Source organism: Bradyrhizobium macuxiense (genome assembly GCF_001542415.1).
GTDB lineage: Bacteria > Pseudomonadota > Alphaproteobacteria > Rhizobiales > Xanthobacteraceae > Bradyrhizobium > Bradyrhizobium macuxiense.
Genome location: NZ_LNCU01000120.1, coordinates 126,222 through 145,708, shown reverse-complemented (window position 1 = coordinate 145,708; position 19,487 = coordinate 126,222). Strand labels below are relative to the sequence as shown.

The following is a 19,487-nucleotide window of genomic DNA, read 5'->3' as shown; positions in this document are numbered from 1 at the left end:
ATGCCTAGATCGCGCCCGCGTTCAACCGCGCGCGCCAGTGCTGCACGCGCCCCTTGAGCAGCGTGTCGCGCACATAGGCCAACTCCTCATCCTCGATGCGCTCGAGCGTTTCGAGCGAGAAGCTCGCTCCACCATGCGCCGACCACGCCCGCTGCAATTCGCTATTCCGGTGATCGCCCATGCGCAGCGTGAACCAGATGCGGTTCTGGATCTTCTCGAGATCGAGCGCCTGCGCGACCCAGACCTCGCCGGTCGCACGGCAGCGGATCGCGAACACGCCCGCGACGCTCTCGCGCTTCTTGTACTCAGCGATGGCTAGCTTTCGGGTCTCGGACTTCATGGCGGCTCCATTCGGATTGGCCATCGATTTATATCCGGGTATTATTGACGATGCAATTACACCCGGATAAAACACCATCCAGATGAAATCCGATGGGATGTCCTGACATGGATGCCACCTGTTATCTGGAACCGACCTGGAATGCCGGGCGCGACTTCGCCCAGCGTCGCCGGCATTGGACATCGCACGGCGGCGCTGCCGGACTCGCGGCTGCTTCCTTTGGTCGAGCTGCCGTGATGAGCAAGGCGCTAGCGGCCGACCTCGTACGGCCCACCTTTCTCCAGCGCCCGTGCATAGGCCGGGCGCGCGTGGATGCGCTCGAGGAAGGCGATGCACCTGGGATGGCCGTCTTCGAGCCCGCCGCGCGCAGCGGCGGCTTCGAGCGGAAAGCTCATCTGGATGTCGGCGCCGGAAAATTCGCTGCCGGCGAACCACTCGCCCTTGCCGAGCTCGCCTTCCCAATAGGCCATGTGCTGCTTGAGCTGCGGATTGACGAGCGTCGACAGCGCCTGGTTGGATACCTTGCGCACGAGGGGCCGCAGCAGCGCCGGCGCGCGCTTCGGCATCAGCGTGAACAGCAGCTTCAGCAGCAGCGGCGTCATCGCCGATCCCTCGGCATAGTGCAGCCAATAGGTGTAGCGCAGCCGCTCCGGCGTATCCGCCTGCGGGATCAGGCGACCATTGCCGTAGGTCGCGATGATGTATTCGATGATCGCGCCGGATTCCGCGATGGTGTTGCCGTTGTCGGTGATGACGGGCGATTTGCCGAGCGGATGGATCGCGCGCAGCTCCTTCGGCGCCCGCATGTCCGGCTGCCGCTGATAGCGCACGATCTCGTAAGGCACGCCCAACTCCTCCAGCAGCCACAGCACGCGCTGCGAGCGGGAATTGTTGAGATGATGAACCGTCAGCATTGGCGTTCCCCGGAATGTCAGCGCAGGCAAGCGGCGCTTGGTGCCAGCCTGGAACAAGAAAGTCGAGATGCACGCGTCGGGATTGCCTTAAATTACCCGGGCGATATGTCGCGCTATCGGAGGTACCTCCAATGAACCCGGCCTATGTCGCCTTCGAGGGCGACCACCGCATTGCCGCCGGCAACCTCGCCGACGTCGCCCGCGCCGCCAGGCAATTGCTCGACCAGCGCAAGGACGCGGCGATCCTGGTGTTCAACGGCCACAGCTCCGCCTTGGTCGACATCGATCTCCGCGGCTCGGTCGACGACGTGCTGGCGCGCCTGCCGAAGCCGGAATCGGCCACCGCGGACGAACAGCCCGCGCCTGCCGCGCCGCGCGGCCCCGGCCGACCCAGGCTCGGCGTCGTCGCGCGCGAGGTCACGCTGCTGCCGCGGCACTGGGACTGGTTGGCCCAGCAGAAAGGCGGCGCATCGGTTGCCCTCCGCAAGCTGATCGACGAGGCGCGGCGCTCCAGCGGCGACAGGGATCGCACGCGCCTCGCCCAGGACGCCGCCTATCGTTTCATGACCGCGATGGCCGGCAACCGTCCGCATTACGAGGACGCGATCCGCGCCCTGTTCGCGCATGACCGTCGCCGCTTTGCGACATTGATCGCAGACTGGCCGGTCGACATCCGCGACCATGCGATCAAGCTCGCCTATAGCGATCAAGCGGACTAGCTCGTCTTTGACTATTCTGAACCTCGAACGGGATGTCGTCCCTGCCTAGTGCGCAACTGCGCACGGGAGCAGGGGACCCATAGCCACTGAAGAGCGTTGCAGCGCGTCGAACTAGCCGCGTGCCCTTGGCAAAGGCCGCGGAGTATGGGTCCCCGCTTTCGCAGGGACGACAGCGGTGCGTGCTGCCTGACTTAATCACCAAGCCGCACTAGCTCGGTACCACTTTTGGAATTTGAACGTGTCCAAGCTTCCCTCTCTACGCAAAGCCTTTCTGTTCTTCCTTGCACCGATGCTGCTGAGCAACGTCCTGCAGTCGTTGTTCGGCACCATCAACGGCGTCTATCTCGGCCAGATGATCGGCGTCGACGCGCTCGCCGCCGTGTCGGTGTTCTTCCCGGTGATGTTCTTCTTCATCGCCTTCGTCATCGGCCTGAGCGCAGGCGCTTCCGTCATGATCGGCCAGGCCTGGGGCGCCCGCGAGCCCGAACGGGTGAAGGCGGTCGCCGGCACGACCATGACCGTGACGCTCTTGCTTGCGATCGCGATCGCGATCTTCGGCGGCCTGTTCACCCGGCCGCTGCTGATCGCGCTCGCCACGCCGCCCGACGTCCTCGACGCCGCGGTGTCCTATGCGCGGATCATGATGATCTTCATGCCGGTGACCTTCGCATTCCTGCTGCTGACGGCGATGATGCGGGGCGTCGGCGACACCGTGACGCCGCTGATCGCGCTGACCGTCTCGACCGCCGTCGGCCTTGTGGTGACGCCCGCGCTGATCCGCGGCTGGCTCGGCCTGCCCATGCTCGGCGTGGCGAGTGCTGCGGTCGCCTCCGCGGTCTCGGGCGTGGTGACGCTGCTGTGGCTGCATGTTCACATGCTGCGCCGGCGCCATGCGCTCGCCTTCGACGCCGCGTTCCTGCGCGCGATGCGGCCCAACGGCGCATTGCTGCGCATCGTGCTGCGGCTCGGCATTCCGACCGCGATCGGCATGGTCGTGATCTCGCTCGCCGAGCTGGTGCTGCTCGGCCTCGTCAACGGCTTCGGCTCGGACGCCACCGCCGCCTATGGCGCGGTCAACCAGGTCATAGGCTACGTGCAGTTTCCGGCGATCTCGATCGCGATCACGGTGTCGATCTTCGGCGCGCAGGCGATCGGCCGCGGCACTCCCGGCCAGGTCGGCGCCATCGTCCGGACCGGTCTCGAGATGAATCTGGTGCTGACCGGCGGACTGGTCGTGCTCGGCTACCTGTTCGCGCGGCCCTTGATGGGCTTCTTCATCGTCGACAGCGCGGTGCTCGCGCTCGCAGAGCAGCTGCTTCACATCGTGCTGTGGAGCATCGTCCTGTTCGGCATGGCGACGGTGTTTTCGGGGGCGATGCGCGCCGGCGGCACGGTGTGGATGCCGCTGTTCATCTCGATCATCGCGATCACGCTGGTCGAGGTGCCCGTCGCGGTCCTGCTCAGCCGCACGATGGGCGTGCAGGGCATCTGGATCGCCTACCCGGTTACTTTTGCAACCATGTTCGTACTGCAGATGGCCTATTACAGGCTGGTATGGCGCAAGCAGACGATCAAGCGTCTGATTTGACATCGCACGCCACGGCTCACATGATGACTATCATATTCTACGGATGGCGCCTGCGAGAGCGGGCCCATGCTGCATGAGCCCAACCTGAATAAAGACCTGGGAGAGACTGCCGTGAGCCAGAATCCGCAATTCCTGTTCGATTTCGGCAGCCCCAATGCCTTCCTCAGCCATGAGGCGATCCCGGCGATCGAGAAGCGCACCGGCGTCACATTCGAATATGTTCCGATCCTGCTCGGCGGCATCTTCAAGGCGACCAACAACAAGTCGCCGGCCGAGACGCTGGCCGGGGTCAAGAACAAGCCGGAGTTCATGAAGCTGGAGACCGAGCGCTTCCTCAAGCGCTTCAACGTCAAGCCCTATACCTGGAACCCGTTCTTCCCGGTCAATACATTGAATCTGATGCGCGCAGCCGTCGCAGCCCAGTTCGAAGGCGTGTTCGAGAAGTACATCGAGGCCGCGTTCCACCATATGTGGGTGGAGCCGAAGAAGATGGACGACCCCGAGGTCGCCGGCAAAGCCATCGCCTCGTCGGGTCTTGATGCCGCCAAACTGTTCGCGCGTGCGCAGGATCCGGACGTGAAGGCCAAGCTGATCGCGAACACCCAAGCGGCCGTGGAGCGCGGCGCATTCGGCTCGCCGACCTTCTTCGTCGGCAACGAGATCTTCTTCGGCAAGGAGCAGCTGCGCGAAGTCGAGGAAATGATCAAGGGAGCGAATAGGGAGTAGCGAATGGCGAATGGCACGCACATATTGCTATTCGCTATTCGCTAGCTCTCCTCAAGCAACAAAGAAGGACAAAATCCCATGCGCGTTCTCGTGGTCGGTGCCGGCGCGATCGGCGGTTATTTCGGCGGCCGAATGCTTCAGGCCGGCCGCGACGTTACCTTTCTGGTGCGGCCTCGGCGCGCATCTGAGCTGGCATCCGCCGGGCTGGTGATCAAGAGCCCGAACGGCGATGTCACGCTGAAGAATCCGCCGACCGTGCAAGCCGACAAGCTCTCCGAGAAGTTCGACATCGTGCTGCTCAGCTGCAAGGCGTTCGATCTCGAGGATGCGATCAAGTCCTTTGCGCCCGCCGTCGGCGACAAGACCGCGATCATTCCGCTGCTCAACGGCATGCTGCATCTCGACGCGCTCGACAAGAAGTTCGGCGCGGCCCATGTGCTCGGCGGGCTCTGCGCGATCGCGGCAACACTGAACGATAAGCGCGAGGTGGTGCAGCTGCAGCCGATGCAATCGCTGAATTTCGGCGAGCGCGCCGGCGGAACGTCGGACCGGGTGCGCGCGATCGCCGATACGTTCTCTGTCGTCAACGGCGCGACCGCCAGCGATCACATCATGCAGGACATGTGGGAGAAGTGGGTGTTCCTCGCCTCGCTCGCCGCCTCCACATGCCTGATGCGGACCTCGGTCGGCAACATCCTGGCCGCGCCCGGCGGCAAGGATTTCCTGCTCGGCATCCTCGACGAATGCAGCGCGATCGCCGGTGCCGCCGGCCATATGCCGGGCGGACCGTTCTTCCAGCGCACCCGCGGGCTGCTCACAGCCGAGGGTTCACAGATGACGGCGTCGATGTTCCGCGACATCAAGGCGGGGCTGCCGGTCGAAGCCGATCATGTGATCGGCGACCTGATCGTGCGCGCGGACGCGGCGAAGATTCCGGTGCCGAAGCTGCGCACAGCGTATACGCATCTGAAGGCGTATGAGAAGCAGCGGGGCGCCTGACCCACAGCCGGTGTCGTCCCGGCGAAAGCCGGGACCCATACGCCGCGGCCTCTCGATTTGAGACGGTCGGAGTTAATATCCGTTCAAGACAATTGAAATCGGTGGTTATGGGTCCCCGCTTTCGCAGGGACGACAATCTCTTCTGCAGCTAGAGATGCGCCAGATAATGCGCGAGCGCCGTGATCTCCTCGTCGCTGAGCGGATAGGCCACGTCGGCCATCGCGGCCTGCGCGCCGCCGGAACGCAGGCCGGACTTGTAGTCGTGCAGCGCCTTGACGAGATATTCCTCGCGCTGGCCGGCGATGCGCGCCACCGCCTTGGTGCCGACAAAGGTGTCGGTGTGGCATGAGGCGCAGCGGCGGCCGGCCGCGGCCTGCTTGCCCTTCTCCGATAGATCCGGATTGTCGTCCTTGCCCCCCTTGAACGGCGTCAGCGATGCGAAGTAAGCGCCGAGATTGCGGATGTCCTCGTTGTTGAGCTGCTCGACGATCGGCTGCATCTGCTCGTTCTTGCGCGCGCCGGCGCGGAAGAACACGAGCTGCCACTGGATGAACTGATCGAGCTGGCCCGCGAGCGAGGGAATGTTCTCGGTTTGCGAGATGCCGTTCTCGCCGTGGCAGCCGACGCACAGCTCGGCCTTCTCCTTGCCGGCGGCGATATCGGCGGCGTGGGCAAACGGCGACAGCACCATCGCTGACGCGAGCAGAATTCCAAGGGACGCAACGCGCATGTCAGTTTCTCCGGCTGTCATCGCCGGGCTTGACCCGGCGATCCATCGTGCTTGCTGAAGGGTTTTTGTTGGATGGATGCCCGGATCAAGTCCGGGCATGACGAGTCTGTTCCGTTGCCGCCGTACCGAACCACGCCAACGGGGCTGCGGCCGCCTCGTCGGCCACCGCAGCCCCGCACGCGCTCAGCCGTTACTTCTTGCTGTAGCTGATGCGATAGATCGCACCGGCCCAGTCGTCGGCGACGAGGATCGAACCGTCCTTGTCGAGCAGGATGTCGGCGGGACGGCCGAGATAGCCCTGGTCGCCCTCGATCCAGCCGGAGGCGAGCACCTCCTGCTTGGCGTTCTTGCCGTCGGGCCCGACGATGACGCGTACGATGCGGCCGCCCTGGTACTTATGCCGGTTCCAGGAGCCGTGCTCGGCGATCAGGATGTTGTTCTTGTAGTCAGCCGGGAATTGGCTGCCGGTATAGAACTTCATGCCGAGCGGAGCCACATGAGCGCCGAGATTGAGTACCGGCGGGGTGAACTCCGAGCACTTGTGGCCCATCGCGAATTTCGGATCCGGCAGATTGCCCTGGTGGCAATAGGGATAGCCGAAGTGCTCGCCCATCTTGTCGATCATGTTGAGCTTGTCGCTCGGCAGATCGTCGCTGACCCAGTCGCGCGCATTCTCGGTGAACCAGTACTTGCCCGTGCGCGGATCGACGTCGCCGCCGACCGAGTTGCGCACGCCGAGCGCCCAGATTTCCGCGTTGCCGGTCTTCGGATCGACGCGGCGGATCTGCGACACCGAGGTCGGCGGGATGCCGATGTTGAAGGGCGGGCCGAACGGAATGTAGAACCAGCCGTCCTTGTCGACGGCGATGTATTTCCAGCCATGCGCCGCGTAGGACGGCATGTCGTCATACACCACCTTGCCCTGGCCGAGATTGTCGAGATTGGCTTCGGCGTTATCGTACTTGATCAGCTTGTCGACCGCGATGACGTAGAGCGCGCCATCCTTGAAGGTGAGGCCGGTCGGCATGTTGAGGCCCTTGAGGATCGTCTTGACCTCTTTCTTCCCGTTATTGTCCTTGATCGCATAGACGTTGCCGAGACCGAACGAGCCGACGAACAGCGTGCCCTTGTCGCCCCACGCCATCTGGCGGGCGGCGAGCACGTTCGAGGCATAGACCTCGATCTTGAAGCCCGGCGGCAGCTTGATCTTCTTGATCGTCGCCGCGAGCTCGGCGTCGGAGGAGCCGGTCGGCGGCCCGGACGGCGGGGCGAGGCCCTTCTGTGCCTCGGTCTCATCGCCGAGGAACCAGTCATCCGGCGGATGCGTCCAGAATTCCTTGTTGCCGGATTCGTATTTCTTCAACGGACGACTCTTGTCCGTTTGTTGCTGCGCATTGGCGAAGGTCGTCCCCGCCAAAAGCGCGATCGCCGCGAACGCAAGTATGGATCGATTGAAAGCCGATTTCATAGCGTCACTCCCCTATGCAAGCCGTTGCAGCCTGCCCTGTTATTGATTTTGAACGCCTTGAGAGATGAATGTGGCGGTCTGTGCGATAGGTCAGACGGCAAAATGGTAGCACATTCGACGACGCTGAAAAGCGTACGGCTGTAGGTGCATTGCTGTCAAAACAAGTTGAGAGAACATTTTCATTCACGACGTGCGCACGAAAGAGGCAGTCGCGTTGCAACGCAATATTCAGATGAAGCGAACGGTTGTTGCGCGGTACTGCAAGCGCGCAAACACAGGAGCGTCTATGGCGGGCGATGCAACAGCACCTGACATTGTCTGCGCGCAAGCCAAGACGTTCGCTCAGCACCTGATGCGCAATGATGATTGTGCCGCGCTTGCTACTCTCGCCTTTGGCCGCCTTCCGGCCAAGTCAAGTTATGTCGGTTCGGCGATCCGAATCTTTTCAGATAGACACATCGCACACGCCACGGATCGCTGATTGCAAGATCTTACGGTCGCCTCGAACGACGCGATCGCGGGAGTAGGCGGCGGCGAGGCCCCGATCAACCATGAGCGCCAACAAGGACGCAGCGCGACCTTGCTTGGCTGGCGGCTACAACATCGCACCCCGGAAGCGGACATCTCAGATGGCAATAAAAAAAGCCCGCATCGGACGGCGGGCCTTCATCAGACTGTCAGCTCGGACGGCGAGAAGTTCTGGAGCGGGCGAAGGGGCTCGAACCCTCGACCCCGACCTTGGCAAGGTCGTGCTCTACCACTGAGCTACACCCGCATCCGAGATGGCGGCGATCGCTCGCCGGCAACGGCAGACCTATGCCAAATGCTTTGAGCGAATGCAACACAAGAGCGCAGTGGCGTAGCGACGAAATCGCCCGGTTTCCTTAAAAATTGAGCTCGAATCGGCCGAAAACTGCTCCACATCACGATTTCTTTGCTTTTGGGCCGGGAACCGACCTCAGACCGCCATCGCATCGCGCAGCGATTCGAGCCAGGTCTCGAACCAGCCGGCCAGCGTCTGCGTCAGTTCGGCGCGGGCGGTAGCCTCGCAGTCGAAATTTGCCCACCATTCGACGAAGGCGCGGTTGCCGTCGATGACCGGGGTCACCCGCAAGGTCGCCTTGAAATCGGTCACCGGGAGGGTGGCAGGACCGGCGAATTCGTAGGTCTGGAAGCACTCGACATCGGATTGCGCCAGCAGCCGCTGCCGGATCCGCCGCTCCCGGTAGAGCAGACTGCGGACGGCGCCGACGCTGTCGCCGGACCTGCCGTCCTCGATCTCGCTCGTCCCCTCGCCATGGACCCAGACCGGGTAATTGTTGAAATCACGGATGATTTTCCAGACTTCGCCGGCCGGCTGCTCGAACACGGTGCTGTAATAGGCCCTTGCCATTGGCGAGCGTCTCCCGGGATTGCCTCGACGGTGCGATCATCGGCCACCCGGTGGCGCGAACCCACCCGATCTCCGATGGAACAGGGCTTGCGACAAATGATTGAAATTTGCCCGCCGACCGCCATTTAGCCAGACAGAACGGCTGAACCAGCCACGCGGAGCGTGCTAGAACGGCCCCGGATTTTTGACCTCATTCGCAAAGACCAGGCGAGGACAACGTGACGATAGTGGAGCAGGGCGGCTCAACGCCCCAGGCAGCGCCCGATCTGATCAAGGAAACGACGACCCAGACCTTCGTGAAGGACGTCATCGAGGAATCGCGCCGCCAGCCGGTGATGATCGACTTCTGGGCGCCCTGGTGCGGTCCGTGCCGCCAGCTCACGCCGATGCTGGAAAAGGCGGTCCGCAACGCCAAGGGTCGCGTCAAGCTGGTCAAGATGAACATCGACGAGCATCCGCAGATCCCCGGCCAGATGGGCATCCAGTCGATTCCGGCGGTGATCGCCTTCGTCAACGGCCAGCCCGCCGACGGCTTCATGGGCGCGGTGCCCGAGAGCCAGGTCAACGCCTTCATCGAGAAGATCACCAAGGGCGTGCCGGCGGCCGGTGAACCCGATCTCGGGGAAATCCTGAAAGAGGCCGAGGCCGTGCTCGCCGAGGGCGATGCTGCTGCGGCCGCGCAGATCTACGCCGAAGTGCTGGCGCACGACGCCACCAACATCGCAGCCCTGGCGGGCCTTGCGAAATGTTATGTCACGACCGGCGCGATCGAGCAGGCCAAGCAGACGCTTGCGATGGTTCCGGAATCCAAGCGCAACGACGCCGCGGTGACGGCGGTGCAGGCGGCGATCGATCTCGCCGAGCAGGCGCAGTCGGTTGGCCCGGTCACGGAGCTCGAACAGAAAGTTGCCGCAAACCCGCTCGATCATCAGGCCCGGTTCGATCTCGCCACCGCGCTGAATGCGATGGGCAAGCGCGGTGAGGCGACCGAGCAGCTGCTCACCATCGTCAGGCGTGACCGCAAGTGGAACGACGACGGCGCGCGCAAGCAGCTCGTGCAGTTCTTCGAGGCGTGGGGTGGCACCGACGAGGCAACCGTCGAAGGACGCAAGCGGCTGTCGACCATCCTCTTCTCGTAAGGCGCGGGGCGACCGCGCGGTGGAATCTTGTTTGAGCATGATCTTGCCGGAAGACCGCGATACATTCCGCGCCAGCGCGGCCCTACGGATCCGGATCATGTTTGGACCGCGCCTGTAACAGCAGCGGGACCGCAGATGCCGATCAATGCCGAATACCGCGGACCCGCCGAGCTTCCCGAAGTGATCTCGGTGTTTCCGCTGCCCGGCGCGCTGTTGCTGCCGCGCGGCCAGATGCCGCTCAACATCTTCGAGCCGCGCTATCTCGCGATGGTCGACGACGCGCTGCGCGACGGCCACCGCCTGATTGGCATGATTCAGCCCGACGTGACGCATTCGCCGAACGAAGCGAGGCCGGTGCTGTTCCGCATCGGCTGCGTCGGCCGCATCACCCAGCTCGCTGAATCCGGAGACGGCCGCTACATCCTCGAACTGACCGGCGTGTCGCGCTTCAAGGTGGTCGAGGAACTGACCGTGCAGACGCCGTATCGCCAGTGCAAGGTCGATTTCTTCTCCTTCACCGGCGACTTCACCGCGCGCAAGGGCGAGGAGGCCGTCGACCGCAAGGCGCTGCTCGAGGTGCTGACCGATTTCCTGGAGGCCAACAATCTGAAGGTCGACTGGGACGGCATCGAGGCTGCGCCCAACGAGGCGCTGGTCAATGCGCTGGCGATGATGTCGCCCTACGGTCCCGCCGAGAAGCAGGCCATGCTCGAGGCGCCCGACCTGAAGACCCGGGCCGAGATCCTGATCGCGGTCACCGAGATGGATCTCGCCAAGAAGCGCACCAGCGGCGACCCTCCGGTGCAGTGAGCCCACCCATCATCCTGGCGACGGTCGGCCCGCGCTGCGCATCGCCGATCGTCAGTGGCTGCGGATCCGCTTCCGTCCGGTGAGCATCGCGCGCACCAGGTCCTGGCGCTGCACCCATCCCATCGCGACGACGCCGAGCACGTGCAGCAGGACCAGGATCATCACGGCATCCGAGGCATAGGCGTGGATGTCCTCCACCCACCAGACGCCGAAGAAGCTCACCGTGACCTGCATCCCACCTGTGATCGCGGAGACCGCGAGCAGCGCAAGCAAAGCCACCTGCATTACGGTGCCGGCAGGATTGAGCCCGATATATCGCCCGGTGATGCCGCGGCGCAGATTCCAGATGTATCGCGGCGCGGCGTGCAGCCGCACGCCGAGCATCCTGAACCTTGAATACCGGGCACCGGCAAAGCCCCAGATCAGCCGGAAGACCAACAGTCCGATCACGCAATAGCCGGCGAGCCGGTGCAGCCGGTCATGACTGTTGGGCGTGACCCATGCGACCAGCACGGCGGTCGCAAGCGCCCAGTGCCAGAGTCGCAGCGGCAGATCCCAGACCTGCACCACACGCGACGCGGAGCGCCGCGCGGGCGCATCGTGCAGCCCCGGCACTGTCTCTGCCATCGACCTCAGGTCACTTCGCGATCGTGTGCTTCAGGCTGAGATCCTCGGGGCTGTAGAACAGCTCGTACAGCTTGCCTTCCTTGACGCCGTACACTTCGTAACAGGACCCTTCGATCTTGGAGCGGCGCACCTCGTAACCGGCCGCCTTGGCCTTTGCCTCGGCTTCGCTCGCCGGCTTCCACGCGGCCTTGTCGAGCTTGGTGCAGTCCTTGTAGCCGTCGGCAAGTGCCGCCGATCCCATCAGCCCCAGCACAGACGCTGCAAACGCAGCACTCCGAATGACCCTCACCAACATCTCCTCCCGATTTTCGATCGCGCAAAACGCCTTCACGCTGGGCGCGGTGATCGAAGGACGCGGAGGCGATCGCGAAGTCAATGCGGTGCGGCGCCTTGAAGGCTTTAGAGAAATTCTAACGGTCGAGAAAACCGTTGCAATCTCCGTGCACAAACTGGCGTTCGGCGGCTCGCTGCGGCCTTACGCCTCACGACGCTCGATCCGTCGCTTTGGCCCGCAGTCAGGAAGCGGCGCCCGCGATCGCACGGCGGACGACGGGACGCTCGGTCATTGCCGGAGCCCGCTCGCTGATCATTTGGGCGACCTTCGTGCCCTGGATCGGCGGGCTGAAGTGGAAGCCCTGCACTTCCGCGCAGGCATCGGCGCGGAGAATGTCGAGCTGCTCCCTAGTCTCGACGCCTTCGGCCGTCGTCGTCTTGCCGAGGCTGACGGCGAACCGAACCACGGCGCGCGCAATCCGGCGCGACTCATCCGTCGGTCCCGACAATTCGGATACGAAGCTGCGATCGATCTTGACCTTGTCGAACGGAAATCTCTGCAGGAAGCTGAGCGACGAATAGCCGGTACCGAAATCGTCGAGCGCGATCCGCACCCCAAGGTCATGCAGTTGACCGAGCGCGGCGAAGACAGCTTCGCTGTCGTGGATGATGGCCGTCTCGGTGACCTCGAGCTCGAGCCGATGCGGGGCTATTCCAGCGTTCGCAAGCGCACTGATCACCACCGGAACAAGGTCCTGGCTCCTGAACTGGGCGGGCGACAGATTAACCGCGATCTTGAGATCGTCAGGCCATTTGGCCGCTTCGGCGCAGGCGGTTCGCAACACCCATTCTCCGAGCGGCACGATCAGGCCGGTCTCTTCCGCCAGCGGGATGAACTTCACCGGCGACACCATGCCGCGCTGCGGATGATTCCACCGCAGCAGCGCCTCGAAACCGCTGGTCTCGCCGGTCGCGACGTTCAGGAACGGCTGATAGTGAAGCTCGAACTCGCCGTTCAGGAGCGCGCTGCGCAGATCGCGCTCGAGGCCGCGCCGGGCCTGCAGCAGCTGATCGAGCTCCGGCTCGAAGAAGCGGAAGGAGCCCCGCCCACGGCTCTTCGCCGAATAGAGCGCGAGATCGGCGCTTCTGAGGATCTCGTCCGAGTCGGTGCCGTCGCGCGGCGCGATCGCAATGCCGATGCTGGTCGCGGTGGTCACCCGGTGGTGGCCGAGGTCGACCGGCTCGCTGAGCGCCTTCTTGATCTTTTCGGCAAGCAGACCCCCGTCAATGATCGGGTCGGTGACATAGTCGATCACAGCGAATTCGTCGCCGCCGAGGCGCGCGATCGAGGCCGTGTCGTTGACGCAGCGGCGCAATCGCGCCGCCACCGCCTGCAGCAACGCATCGCCTGCCGAATGCCCAAGCGTGTCGTTGATGTCCTTGAAGCGATCGAGATCCAGCATCAGCACCGCAAGGTTCGGCCCGCCATGGCGCGTAATCGAAAGGGCGTGGGCCAGCCGCTCCTTCAGCAACACGCGATTGGGCAGATCGGTCAGCGCATCATGCTGCGCCATGTGGGTGATCTTGGCCTCGGAGCGCCGCTGCTCGGTGACGTCGAGATGTGTCGCCACCCAGCCGCCGCCCGCCATCGGTTGCCGGGTGACGCAGATCAACCGGCCGTCGGCAAGCTCATCGACCCGGCTGCTGATCTCGTTGGCCGGCAGCGCGTTCAATGTCGCGAGCCGCTGCGTCGCGGCGCTGTCGCTCGCTTCGCCCTTGAGGATGCCGTTCACGATCCGATGGGTGATGATGTCGCGGTGATGGGTTCCGGGCACCAGCAGTTCGGGCGGCAGCCGGTACATATTGGCGTAGCGGTCGTTGCATACGACGAGGCGCTTCTCCGCATCGAACATGCAGAGGCCTTCGCCCATGTGGTTGATCGCCGTATCCAGCCGCAGCTTCTGCTCCTGCAGCTCGCGTTGCGACGCTTCGACCTGATGGCGTGCGAGCGAGAGCTGGCTGATGATCTCCTCGAAACGGTGAGTGCGGAGCGCCAGGCGGCGATCCGCCAGCACGCCGACCAGGCTCATCCCGAGCACCGAGAGCGCCACGCCGGCGATCGCGACGGCGAGGAAAGCGGGAGAGAGCGACATCGCGTCCGGCGCCAGCCGCGGATCCGGAACGATGCCGACGGCGCCCATCGCCGTGAAATGATGCGAGACGATTGCAAGCGTGAGCAGCAGCGCTGCGGCGGTCGACATCCAGCGGTCCTGGTAGCGGACCGCGATCGCCAGCGCGGCGTAGCCGAACAGCATGCCAAGCACGATCGAGGCGGCGACGAGGTCGAGCGACCACGTCACGTGGCCCGGCACTTCGAGCGCCCACATGCCGAGATAGTGCATGCTGGCGATGCCGGCCCCGATGATCGCGCCGCCGATCGGCGCGCGCCAGCGGCTCGACTCGGTGGCGGCAAAGCCGAGGCCGCCTGACGTCAGCAGCATCGCCACGGCGAGCGACAACGCGGTCAGCGCGATGCTGTAGCCGGTCGGCACCCCGGGCTCATAAGCGAGCATGGCGATGAAATGCGTCGCCCAGATTCCGTAACCGATCGCAGCACCGGCGATCGCGATCCAGATCAGGCGCGTCCCCGCCTGCGATGAAATTGCCCGATGGAAAATGTTGACGGCAACAATGCTTGCGACGAAGCAGACCAGGCCGGCGAGCAGCACAAGCCGCCAGTCATGCTCACCGGAAATGCACGTAAAAATACGGAACATCGCGTCGGCCCATGATTATCTGCCCCGAGTGATAGTCCGCTCGAACTTGCTTCTGGATAAATTTTCCAAGCATTCGATGGCATGGTTATCCGCGCGTAAGCCGACTCTGCAGCGAAATTGATGCCCCCATAAATTTCGCGAAACGTAGCGTAAGACAACGCCACTGCGTTGTATCAACGCGGGGCGATCGCCCCTCTCATGTCTCGCTTTGAAGTGCGGCAGGACCTCGGGTCAGCCAATCCATCCAGGACAACGTTCCACGCACGCCGCGGCTCACGACAAAGCCCATGCCGCGCGCCGTCTTCTCCGAAAGAATGCGCGTCGAGCTCGTCTCACATACCGAGGGGAACAAGCACGGTCTCGCCGGTCGCGACCAGCGACAACTCACCCTGTTCGTCTTCGGCGAACAGCTCCGCTTGCGCGAACGTCTGCTTGCGGCCGGCGCGCAGCGTGCGGCCCTTCACGACGAAGCGCCGGCCCACGGCCGGTCTCAGGCAGTTCATCGAGAAGTGCGATGCAGTGACTTTGCCGACAACGGTCGCCGCCGCGAAGCCGCAGGCGGTGTCGAGCAGGGCGGCAATCATTCCGGCATGCAAATGGCCGGCATATTGGGTGAAGTCATCGCGCCACGGCATCTGGAATTCGACTTCGCCGGCGGCTCCCGCGACCACCTCCAGCCCGATCAGCCGGTTGAAGGCGGCCGATGCATTGGTCGCGATGAGATGCTTCAGATCGTATCCAGGGCTCGTGGTCATGCGAAGCTCCATTGCGGCAGGCGGTGTTCGAGATTGGCGCGCACGGCCTCGACGTGATTGGGCGTGCCGAGCAACGCTGCCTGAGCGGCGGTCTCGGCCGCAAGCCCCGTCGCCGCATCGCAGGTTGCAGCGAGGTTGAGCAGCCGCTTGGCGGCGCGGATCGCATCCGGGCTGCGACCCGCAATCATGCGCGCGGTCGCGAACGCAGCTTCTCGGGGATCGTCGACGATCCTTGTGGCGAGGCCGTAGGTGAGTGCCTCCCGCGCGGAGAAGATGCGGGCGGTGTAGGTCAGCTCGCGCACGACATCCTCGCCGGCGAGATGGCGCATGAGCTGCGTACCGGCCATGTCGGGCACCAGGCCCCATTTGGCCTCGACAATCGAAAGCCGTGTGTCGGGCGCGAGATATCTGATGTCGGCGCCGAGCGCGAGCTGGAAGCCGCCGCCGAACGCGACGCCGTGGACCGCGGCGATGACGGGCACCGGCAATTCCCGCCACAGCCACACCAGATGCTGCGCCCAATTGGCGATGCCATGCGTGCGTTGCCCAAGATCGGCGAAGGGCAGGATCGATTCGCCTTCGGTGGTTGCGACCAGACGCTCGATGTCGAGCCCGGCGCAAAACGCCTTGCCTTCGCCCGACAGCACCACGGCGCCCACGCGGCGGTCGTCCCTCAGCCGCGCACCGGTGTCCGCGATCGCGCTGAACATCGCCGGATCGAGCGCATTCAGCTTGTCCGGACGATTGAGGCGAACGTCCGCAATGCCGTTGGCGATGCTGAGGTCGATACGATCGTCCATAATGGCGCCTCCCTGTCACTAAAGCGCGATGAGATCACGTTGAATCGTCATCGGGCTTTCGCTTCTTGTTTGAGCATGATCTCCGCGCAAACGCGTCCGCGTTTGTCGCGAGGGAAAACCGCTTCACACTTTTCCGGATCATGCTTTAGTAGCCAGCGACCGCGAGCGCCACGACGGCGCTCATCCCGATCCAGCCGAAATGACGACCGCGCGTCGCGATCGCGTTGGCCAGCGCGGCGAAGCCGAACACCACGGCGAGCGTGACGACGATCCAGTGCCGCGCGACGTCGCTTGCCATCGATGGTGCCAGGAGAAGGAGGACACCGCCGCCGNATCCAGGCGATCGTGCCGGCCTGCCACACCAGCCTAAGCAACAGGCGCAGCCGCGGCGGCTCGACGCTAGCGCGTGCAAAGACCTTGGTCTCACCGAGCACTCCGTGGATCAGGCTGATCACGATCGCGACGACACCGGCACCCTGCAGCAGACAATCACGCATCTGACGGCTCCATACAGTTATGTATGGTTATGATCCCGGCGCTGGTGCCTGTCAATACACTTGTGTATGGTGAGGAGAGACATGAAGGGGGAACCATGGCCGATCAACTCTCGGCGCAGGATTGGCTCGATCTGGGTCTGAAGACCCTGGCGAAGAGCGGCTTCACGGCGCTGAAGGCCGATCCGCTGGCCAGGGCAATGGGCGTGTCGCGCGGCAGCTTCTACTGGCACTTCGCCGACATCGGCGCGTTCCATGCCGCGATCCTCAAGCGCTGGCGCGACGTCGCCGCCGAGCAGATCATCGCCGGAATCGAGGCCGCCAGGGACGAGGACCCGGTGGCGGTGCTGCTGCGCCTGACCTTCATCAGCAAGCTCGCGCTGGAGCGCGCGGTGCGCAGCTGGGCGGCGCATGAACCCGCCGCGCGCAGCGCGGTGCAGGCTATCGATCGCCGCCGGCTTGATTATGTCGAAGCCTTGCTGAAAAAGACCGGGCTGCCCGACGCCGTCGCACGCGCCCGCGCGCAGATTCTTTACTGGACGTTTCTCGGCTTCGCCTCGACCGACCAGGCCCTGCCGCAGGACAGGCAACGGGCGGTGCTCGAGGAGCTGTTGCGGATGGCGACCCGGCCGCCGTCATGACAGCCGTCGATCGGACGTGCTAGACTGCAGTGAGCCGGAGACATCGATGAATTCCACGCCCGACCATCTCGAGAGTACCGCCGATCCGAAACTGCTGGAAATCCTGGTGTGCCCGATCACCAAGGGGCCGCTGGAATTAGACGCGGCGAAGCAGGAGCTGATCTCGCGCTCCGCCAAGCTCGCCTATCCGATCCGCGACGGCATCCCGATCATGCTGCCGGAAGAAGCCAGGAAGATCGATTAGCATCACGACATGCGGGCGATCGTCACATTGCTGCTTCTGCTCGCCTCATTGGCGAGCGCGGCGGCCGACGAGAGCAAGGTCCGCGTCGGCCCGATCGACGCCGTGCTGACGGTTCCGCCCGGTGTCCCGAAGCCGCCGGTGGCGCTCTTGATCGCCGGCTCCGGCTCGACCGATCATGACGGCAACGGACCGAAGCTCAAGCCGGCGACATTGAAGAAACTCTCGGAGCAACTGGTCGCGCGCGGCATCGCGACACTGCGCTACGACAAGCGCGGCGCCGGCGGCTGGAAGAAGGAATTCGGCCGTCCCGAGGATTTCCGCTTCAAGGACTTCGTCGACGACGCCGCATCGCTGATCGAATATCTCCGGGCAAGCGGCCAATTCTCGCGGCTCAACGTGGTCGGGCACAGCGAAGGCGGCCTCGTCGCGCTGCTGGCCGTACAGCGCGCGCCGATCGACCGTCTGGTGCTGCTGGCAACGGCATCGCGCAAGCAGGGCGATCTCCTGAAGGCGCAGCTCGAGAAGCAGCTGCCGCCAGAAAAATACGCGCCGATCGGCAAGGCGATCGATGACATCATGGCCGGGCAGATCGTCGACCCGCCGCCGGCGGGGCTCGCGATCGCGCCGTCGATGCAGCCCGGCATGGCATCCGCCTTCAACGAAGATCCGATCGATGCGATGAAGAAGATCACCGGCCCGACGCTGATCATCGCCGGCGGCCGCGACCGTCAATTGCCTCGGGTCGATTTGCTCGCGCTCACCGCCGCCGATATCGCGGCCAAGTCGCTGTGGCTGCCGGACATGAACCACGTGCTGGTCGACGTGACCGACGAGGCGGACGACGTCGCGAGCTACAATCAGCCGGACCGGCCACTCGACCCCACAATGATCGACGCGGTGGCCGAGTTCATCTCGCACGAATAGCGGTCGCGTCGAGCGCTACAACGCCTCGCCCTTCAAGAGCCGCGGCACTTCGCCCGACAGGCCGGCCGCCTGGCGAATGAACATTTCCTTCAACGGCGGCGCGCGGTCGACAAGGCCGAGGCCGATGTCGCGTACCGTGCGAAGCAGCGTCGATTCATTGGAGAACAGGAAGTTCAGCGAGTTGGTGGCAACCCCCATCGCCATCGTGTCGAAGCGCCGCCAGCGCTGGTAGCGCTCGAGCACATCGGCCTGTCCGAGATCCATGCCGAGCCGCGCCGCGTCGACGACGACCTCGGCGAGCGCCGCGACATCCTTCAGGCCCATATTGAGCCCTTGCCCTGCGATCGGATGGATCACATGCGCGGCATCGCCGATCAGTGCCAGCCGCTCGGCGATGAAGGAGCGCGCGACGAAATAGCCGAGCGGAAACGCGCGCGGCTTGTCGAGCGCCTTGATCTCGCCGAGATGCAGCCCGAAGCGCTGCTCGAGCTCAGCGTGGAATTCCTCATCGCTCAGCGCGGTGATGCGCGCGGCATCCTTGCGCGTCTCGGTCCACACCAGCGAGGAGCGATTGCCGGCCAATGGCAGGATCGCGAAGGGACCAGCGGGCAGGAAATGCTCCTCGGCGCGGCCGTGATGCTCGCGCTCATGCCCAACGGTGACGACGATGCCGGATTGATCGTAGTCCCAGCCATGGGTGGCGATGCCGGCGCGTTCGCGCAGCTTCGAGCGTGCGCCGTCGGCGGCCACAAGCAGGCTGGCATCGATCACGGTGCCGTCGGCCAGGGTCACGCTGACGCCGTCGGCGCGGGCATCGAAGCTCGACACCGCGGTGGCGCGCAGCTCGACGCCCTCGGCCTCCGCGCGCGCGGCCAGCGCATCGATCAGATAGCGGTTCTCGACCATATGCGCGAACGGCTCGCCGGGCGCGACATTGCCGGCGAAGGTCAGGAACACCGGCCGGGTCGCATCCTGCAGCTTGGAGTCGGTGACCACCATGTCGGTGATCGGCTGCGCGGTCGGCGCGACCTGGCCCCAGACACCGAGCGTTTCGAACAGCCGCCGGCAGGCGGCCACGATCGCAGTCGCGCGCGGGTCGCGGCTCGGCCGCATCGCCAGCGCCGGA

At 64.4% G+C, this 19,487-nt stretch carries 21 protein-coding genes, 1 tRNA gene and 1 pseudogene; 10 read left to right on the top strand and 13 right to left on the bottom strand.

The window, feature by feature from the left end; translation table 11 throughout:
* Nucleotides 1-4: 4 nt before the first annotated feature.
* Nucleotides 5-340 carry a GIY-YIG nuclease family protein gene (locus AS156_RS37500; RefSeq protein ID WP_066515216.1) on the bottom strand — a complete coding sequence of 112 codons (336 nt, stop codon included), beginning with the start codon at nucleotides 338-340 and terminating at the stop codon, nucleotides 5-7.
* Nucleotides 341-588: 248 nt separating this feature from the next.
* Complete coding sequence (locus AS156_RS37495; RefSeq protein ID WP_066515034.1) at nucleotides 589-1,254, bottom strand: glutathione S-transferase family protein; 666 nt, start codon at nucleotides 1,252-1,254, stop codon at nucleotides 589-591.
* A gap of 131 nt (nucleotides 1,255-1,385) precedes the next feature.
* Here AS156_RS37495 and AS156_RS37490 point away from each other — a divergent pair, with 131 nt between their 5' ends.
* The 4 genes from AS156_RS37490 (at nucleotide 1,386) to panE (ending at nucleotide 5,286) form a co-directional block, all read left to right on the top strand.
* A complete protein-coding gene (locus tag AS156_RS37490; protein WP_066515033.1) occupies nucleotides 1,386-1,973 on the top strand; it encodes a DUF2239 family protein in 588 nt (195 codons plus the stop codon).
* A gap of 238 nt (nucleotides 1,974-2,211) precedes the next feature.
* Nucleotides 2,212-3,561 (top strand): MATE family efflux transporter, encoded by a 1,350-nt coding sequence (locus tag AS156_RS37485; protein WP_430641840.1) that lies wholly within the window; start codon nucleotides 2,212-2,214, stop codon nucleotides 3,559-3,561.
* A 111-nt stretch (nucleotides 3,562-3,672) separates the two neighbouring features.
* Nucleotides 3,673-4,287 (top strand): 2-hydroxychromene-2-carboxylate isomerase, encoded by a 615-nt coding sequence (locus tag AS156_RS37480; RefSeq protein WP_245313237.1) that lies wholly within the window; start codon nucleotides 3,673-3,675, stop codon nucleotides 4,285-4,287.
* Between the two features lie 78 nt (nucleotides 4,288-4,365).
* On the top strand, nucleotides 4,366-5,286 hold the full coding sequence (panE, locus tag AS156_RS37475) for a 2-dehydropantoate 2-reductase (RefSeq protein ID WP_066515029.1): 921 nt from the start codon (nucleotides 4,366-4,368) through the stop codon (nucleotides 5,284-5,286).
* A gap of 148 nt (nucleotides 5,287-5,434) precedes the next feature.
* Here the strand turns inward: panE and AS156_RS37470 are convergent, their stop codons facing one another.
* Nucleotides 5,435-6,016: a c-type cytochrome gene (locus AS156_RS37470; protein WP_066515213.1), complete on the bottom strand. Its 582-nt coding sequence runs from the start codon at nucleotides 6,014-6,016 to the stop codon at nucleotides 5,435-5,437.
* A 190-nt stretch (nucleotides 6,017-6,206) separates the two neighbouring features.
* A complete protein-coding gene (locus tag AS156_RS37465; RefSeq protein WP_066515027.1) occupies nucleotides 6,207-7,484 on the bottom strand; it encodes a PQQ-dependent sugar dehydrogenase in 1,278 nt (425 codons plus the stop codon).
* 286 nt (nucleotides 7,485-7,770) lie between these two features.
* On the opposite strand from AS156_RS37465, the gene AS156_RS42570 reads away from it, so the two are divergent.
* Complete coding sequence (locus AS156_RS42570; protein WP_136626618.1) at nucleotides 7,771-7,965, top strand: hypothetical protein; 195 nt, start codon at nucleotides 7,771-7,773, stop codon at nucleotides 7,963-7,965.
* A gap of 219 nt (nucleotides 7,966-8,184) precedes the next feature.
* Here AS156_RS42570 and AS156_RS37460 read toward each other — a convergent pair.
* Nucleotides 8,185-8,259 (bottom strand) — tRNA-Gly (locus tag AS156_RS37460).
* A gap of 183 nt (nucleotides 8,260-8,442) precedes the next feature.
* Entirely contained in the window at nucleotides 8,443-8,877 is a 435-nt protein-coding gene (locus tag AS156_RS37455) for an SRPBCC family protein (protein ID WP_066515024.1), read from the bottom strand.
* Nucleotides 8,878-9,095: 218 nt separating this feature from the next.
* Here AS156_RS37455 and trxA point away from each other — a divergent pair, with 218 nt between their 5' ends.
* Both trxA and AS156_RS37445 read left to right on the top strand, forming a co-directional pair.
* Complete coding sequence (gene trxA, locus AS156_RS37450) at nucleotides 9,096-10,016, top strand: thioredoxin (protein WP_066515023.1); 921 nt, start codon at nucleotides 9,096-9,098, stop codon at nucleotides 10,014-10,016.
* 135 nt (nucleotides 10,017-10,151) lie between these two features.
* Complete coding sequence (locus AS156_RS37445; RefSeq protein ID WP_066515017.1) at nucleotides 10,152-10,826, top strand: LON peptidase substrate-binding domain-containing protein; 675 nt, start codon at nucleotides 10,152-10,154, stop codon at nucleotides 10,824-10,826.
* Between the two features lie 51 nt (nucleotides 10,827-10,877).
* Here AS156_RS37445 and AS156_RS37440 read toward each other — a convergent pair whose 3' ends face one another.
* The 6 genes and pseudogenes from AS156_RS37440 to AS156_RS45425 form a co-directional block, all read right to left on the bottom strand.
* On the bottom strand, nucleotides 10,878-11,453 hold the full coding sequence (locus AS156_RS37440) for a cytochrome b/b6 domain-containing protein (protein WP_066515015.1): 576 nt from the start codon (nucleotides 11,451-11,453) through the stop codon (nucleotides 10,878-10,880).
* A 10-nt stretch (nucleotides 11,454-11,463) separates the two neighbouring features.
* On the bottom strand, nucleotides 11,464-11,742 hold the full coding sequence (locus AS156_RS37435; RefSeq protein ID WP_066515211.1) for a PepSY domain-containing protein: 279 nt from the start codon (nucleotides 11,740-11,742) through the stop codon (nucleotides 11,464-11,466).
* 226 nt (nucleotides 11,743-11,968) lie between these two features.
* Nucleotides 11,969-14,503, bottom strand: a complete 2,535-nt coding sequence (locus AS156_RS37430; RefSeq protein WP_066515014.1) for a bifunctional diguanylate cyclase/phosphodiesterase — start codon at nucleotides 14,501-14,503, stop codon at nucleotides 11,969-11,971.
* Nucleotides 14,504-14,835: 332 nt separating this feature from the next.
* Complete coding sequence (locus AS156_RS37425) at nucleotides 14,836-15,258, bottom strand: PaaI family thioesterase (RefSeq protein WP_066515209.1); 423 nt, start codon at nucleotides 15,256-15,258, stop codon at nucleotides 14,836-14,838.
* The gene (locus tag AS156_RS37420; protein ID WP_066515011.1) at nucleotides 15,255-16,058 is read right to left on the bottom strand and encodes a crotonase/enoyl-CoA hydratase family protein; all 804 of its coding nucleotides are present in this window, start codon (nucleotides 16,056-16,058) and stop codon (nucleotides 15,255-15,257) included. The genes AS156_RS37425 and AS156_RS37420 overlap by 4 nt, the downstream gene beginning before the upstream one ends.
* A 145-nt stretch (nucleotides 16,059-16,203) precedes the next feature.
* A pseudogene (locus tag AS156_RS45425) lies at nucleotides 16,204-16,390 on the bottom strand (hypothetical protein); the annotation flags it as partial.
* Nucleotides 16,391-16,650: 260 nt separating this feature from the next.
* Between AS156_RS45425 and AS156_RS37410 the strand changes: the two are divergent.
* The 3 genes from AS156_RS37410 to AS156_RS37400 are packed head-to-tail and all read left to right on the top strand — an operon-like array spanning nucleotide 16,651 to nucleotide 18,361.
* Nucleotides 16,651-17,193: a TetR/AcrR family transcriptional regulator gene (locus tag AS156_RS37410; protein WP_066515010.1), complete on the top strand. Its 543-nt coding sequence runs from the start codon at nucleotides 16,651-16,653 to the stop codon at nucleotides 17,191-17,193.
* A 46-nt stretch (nucleotides 17,194-17,239) separates the two neighbouring features.
* On the top strand, nucleotides 17,240-17,437 hold the full coding sequence (locus tag AS156_RS37405; RefSeq protein WP_066515007.1) for a Trm112 family protein: 198 nt from the start codon (nucleotides 17,240-17,242) through the stop codon (nucleotides 17,435-17,437).
* A gap of 9 nt (nucleotides 17,438-17,446) precedes the next feature.
* A complete protein-coding gene (locus tag AS156_RS37400; protein ID WP_066515005.1) occupies nucleotides 17,447-18,361 on the top strand; it encodes an alpha/beta hydrolase in 915 nt (304 codons plus the stop codon).
* Nucleotides 18,362-18,376: 15 nt separating this feature from the next.
* On the opposite strand, the gene AS156_RS37395 is transcribed toward AS156_RS37400, so the two are convergent.
* Nucleotides 18,377-19,487: ubiquinone biosynthesis hydroxylase (locus tag AS156_RS37395; RefSeq protein WP_245313236.1), on the bottom strand; the 1,111-nt coding region annotated here is incomplete at its 5' end.

Coding starts and splice junctions, on each gene's coding strand:
- AS156_RS37455 (WP_066515024.1), bottom strand. CDS start 8,877: ATGGCAAGGGCCTATTACAGCACCGTGTTCGAGCAGCCGGCCGGCGAA.
- AS156_RS37465 (WP_066515027.1), bottom strand. CDS start 7,484: ATGAAATCGGCTTTCAATCGATCCATACTTGCGTTCGCGGCGATCGCG.
- panE (WP_066515029.1), top strand. CDS start 4,366: ATGCGCGTTCTCGTGGTCGGTGCCGGCGCGATCGGCGGTTATTTCGGC.
- AS156_RS37420 (WP_066515011.1), bottom strand. CDS start 16,058: ATGGACGATCGTATCGACCTCAGCATCGCCAACGGCATTGCGGACGTT.
- AS156_RS37410 (WP_066515010.1), top strand. CDS start 16,651: ATGGCCGATCAACTCTCGGCGCAGGATTGGCTCGATCTGGGTCTGAAG.
- AS156_RS37495 (WP_066515034.1), bottom strand. CDS start 1,254: ATGCTGACGGTTCATCATCTCAACAATTCCCGCTCGCAGCGCGTGCTG.
- AS156_RS37500 (WP_066515216.1), bottom strand. CDS start 340: ATGAAGTCCGAGACCCGAAAGCTAGCCATCGCTGAGTACAAGAAGCGC.
- AS156_RS37400 (WP_066515005.1), top strand. CDS start 17,447: ATGCGGGCGATCGTCACATTGCTGCTTCTGCTCGCCTCATTGGCGAGC.
- AS156_RS42570 (WP_136626618.1), top strand. CDS start 7,771: ATGGCGGGCGATGCAACAGCACCTGACATTGTCTGCGCGCAAGCCAAG.
- AS156_RS37430 (WP_066515014.1), bottom strand. CDS start 14,503: ATGTTCCGTATTTTTACGTGCATTTCCGGTGAGCATGACTGGCGGCTT.
- AS156_RS37470 (WP_066515213.1), bottom strand. CDS start 6,016: ATGCGCGTTGCGTCCCTTGGAATTCTGCTCGCGTCAGCGATGGTGCTG.
- AS156_RS37440 (WP_066515015.1), bottom strand. CDS start 11,453: ATGGCAGAGACAGTGCCGGGGCTGCACGATGCGCCCGCGCGGCGCTCC.
- AS156_RS37445 (WP_066515017.1), top strand. CDS start 10,152: ATGCCGATCAATGCCGAATACCGCGGACCCGCCGAGCTTCCCGAAGTG.
- AS156_RS37490 (WP_066515033.1), top strand. CDS start 1,386: ATGAACCCGGCCTATGTCGCCTTCGAGGGCGACCACCGCATTGCCGCC.
- AS156_RS37405 (WP_066515007.1), top strand. CDS start 17,240: ATGAATTCCACGCCCGACCATCTCGAGAGTACCGCCGATCCGAAACTG.
- AS156_RS37425 (WP_066515209.1), bottom strand. CDS start 15,258: ATGACCACGAGCCCTGGATACGATCTGAAGCATCTCATCGCGACCAAT.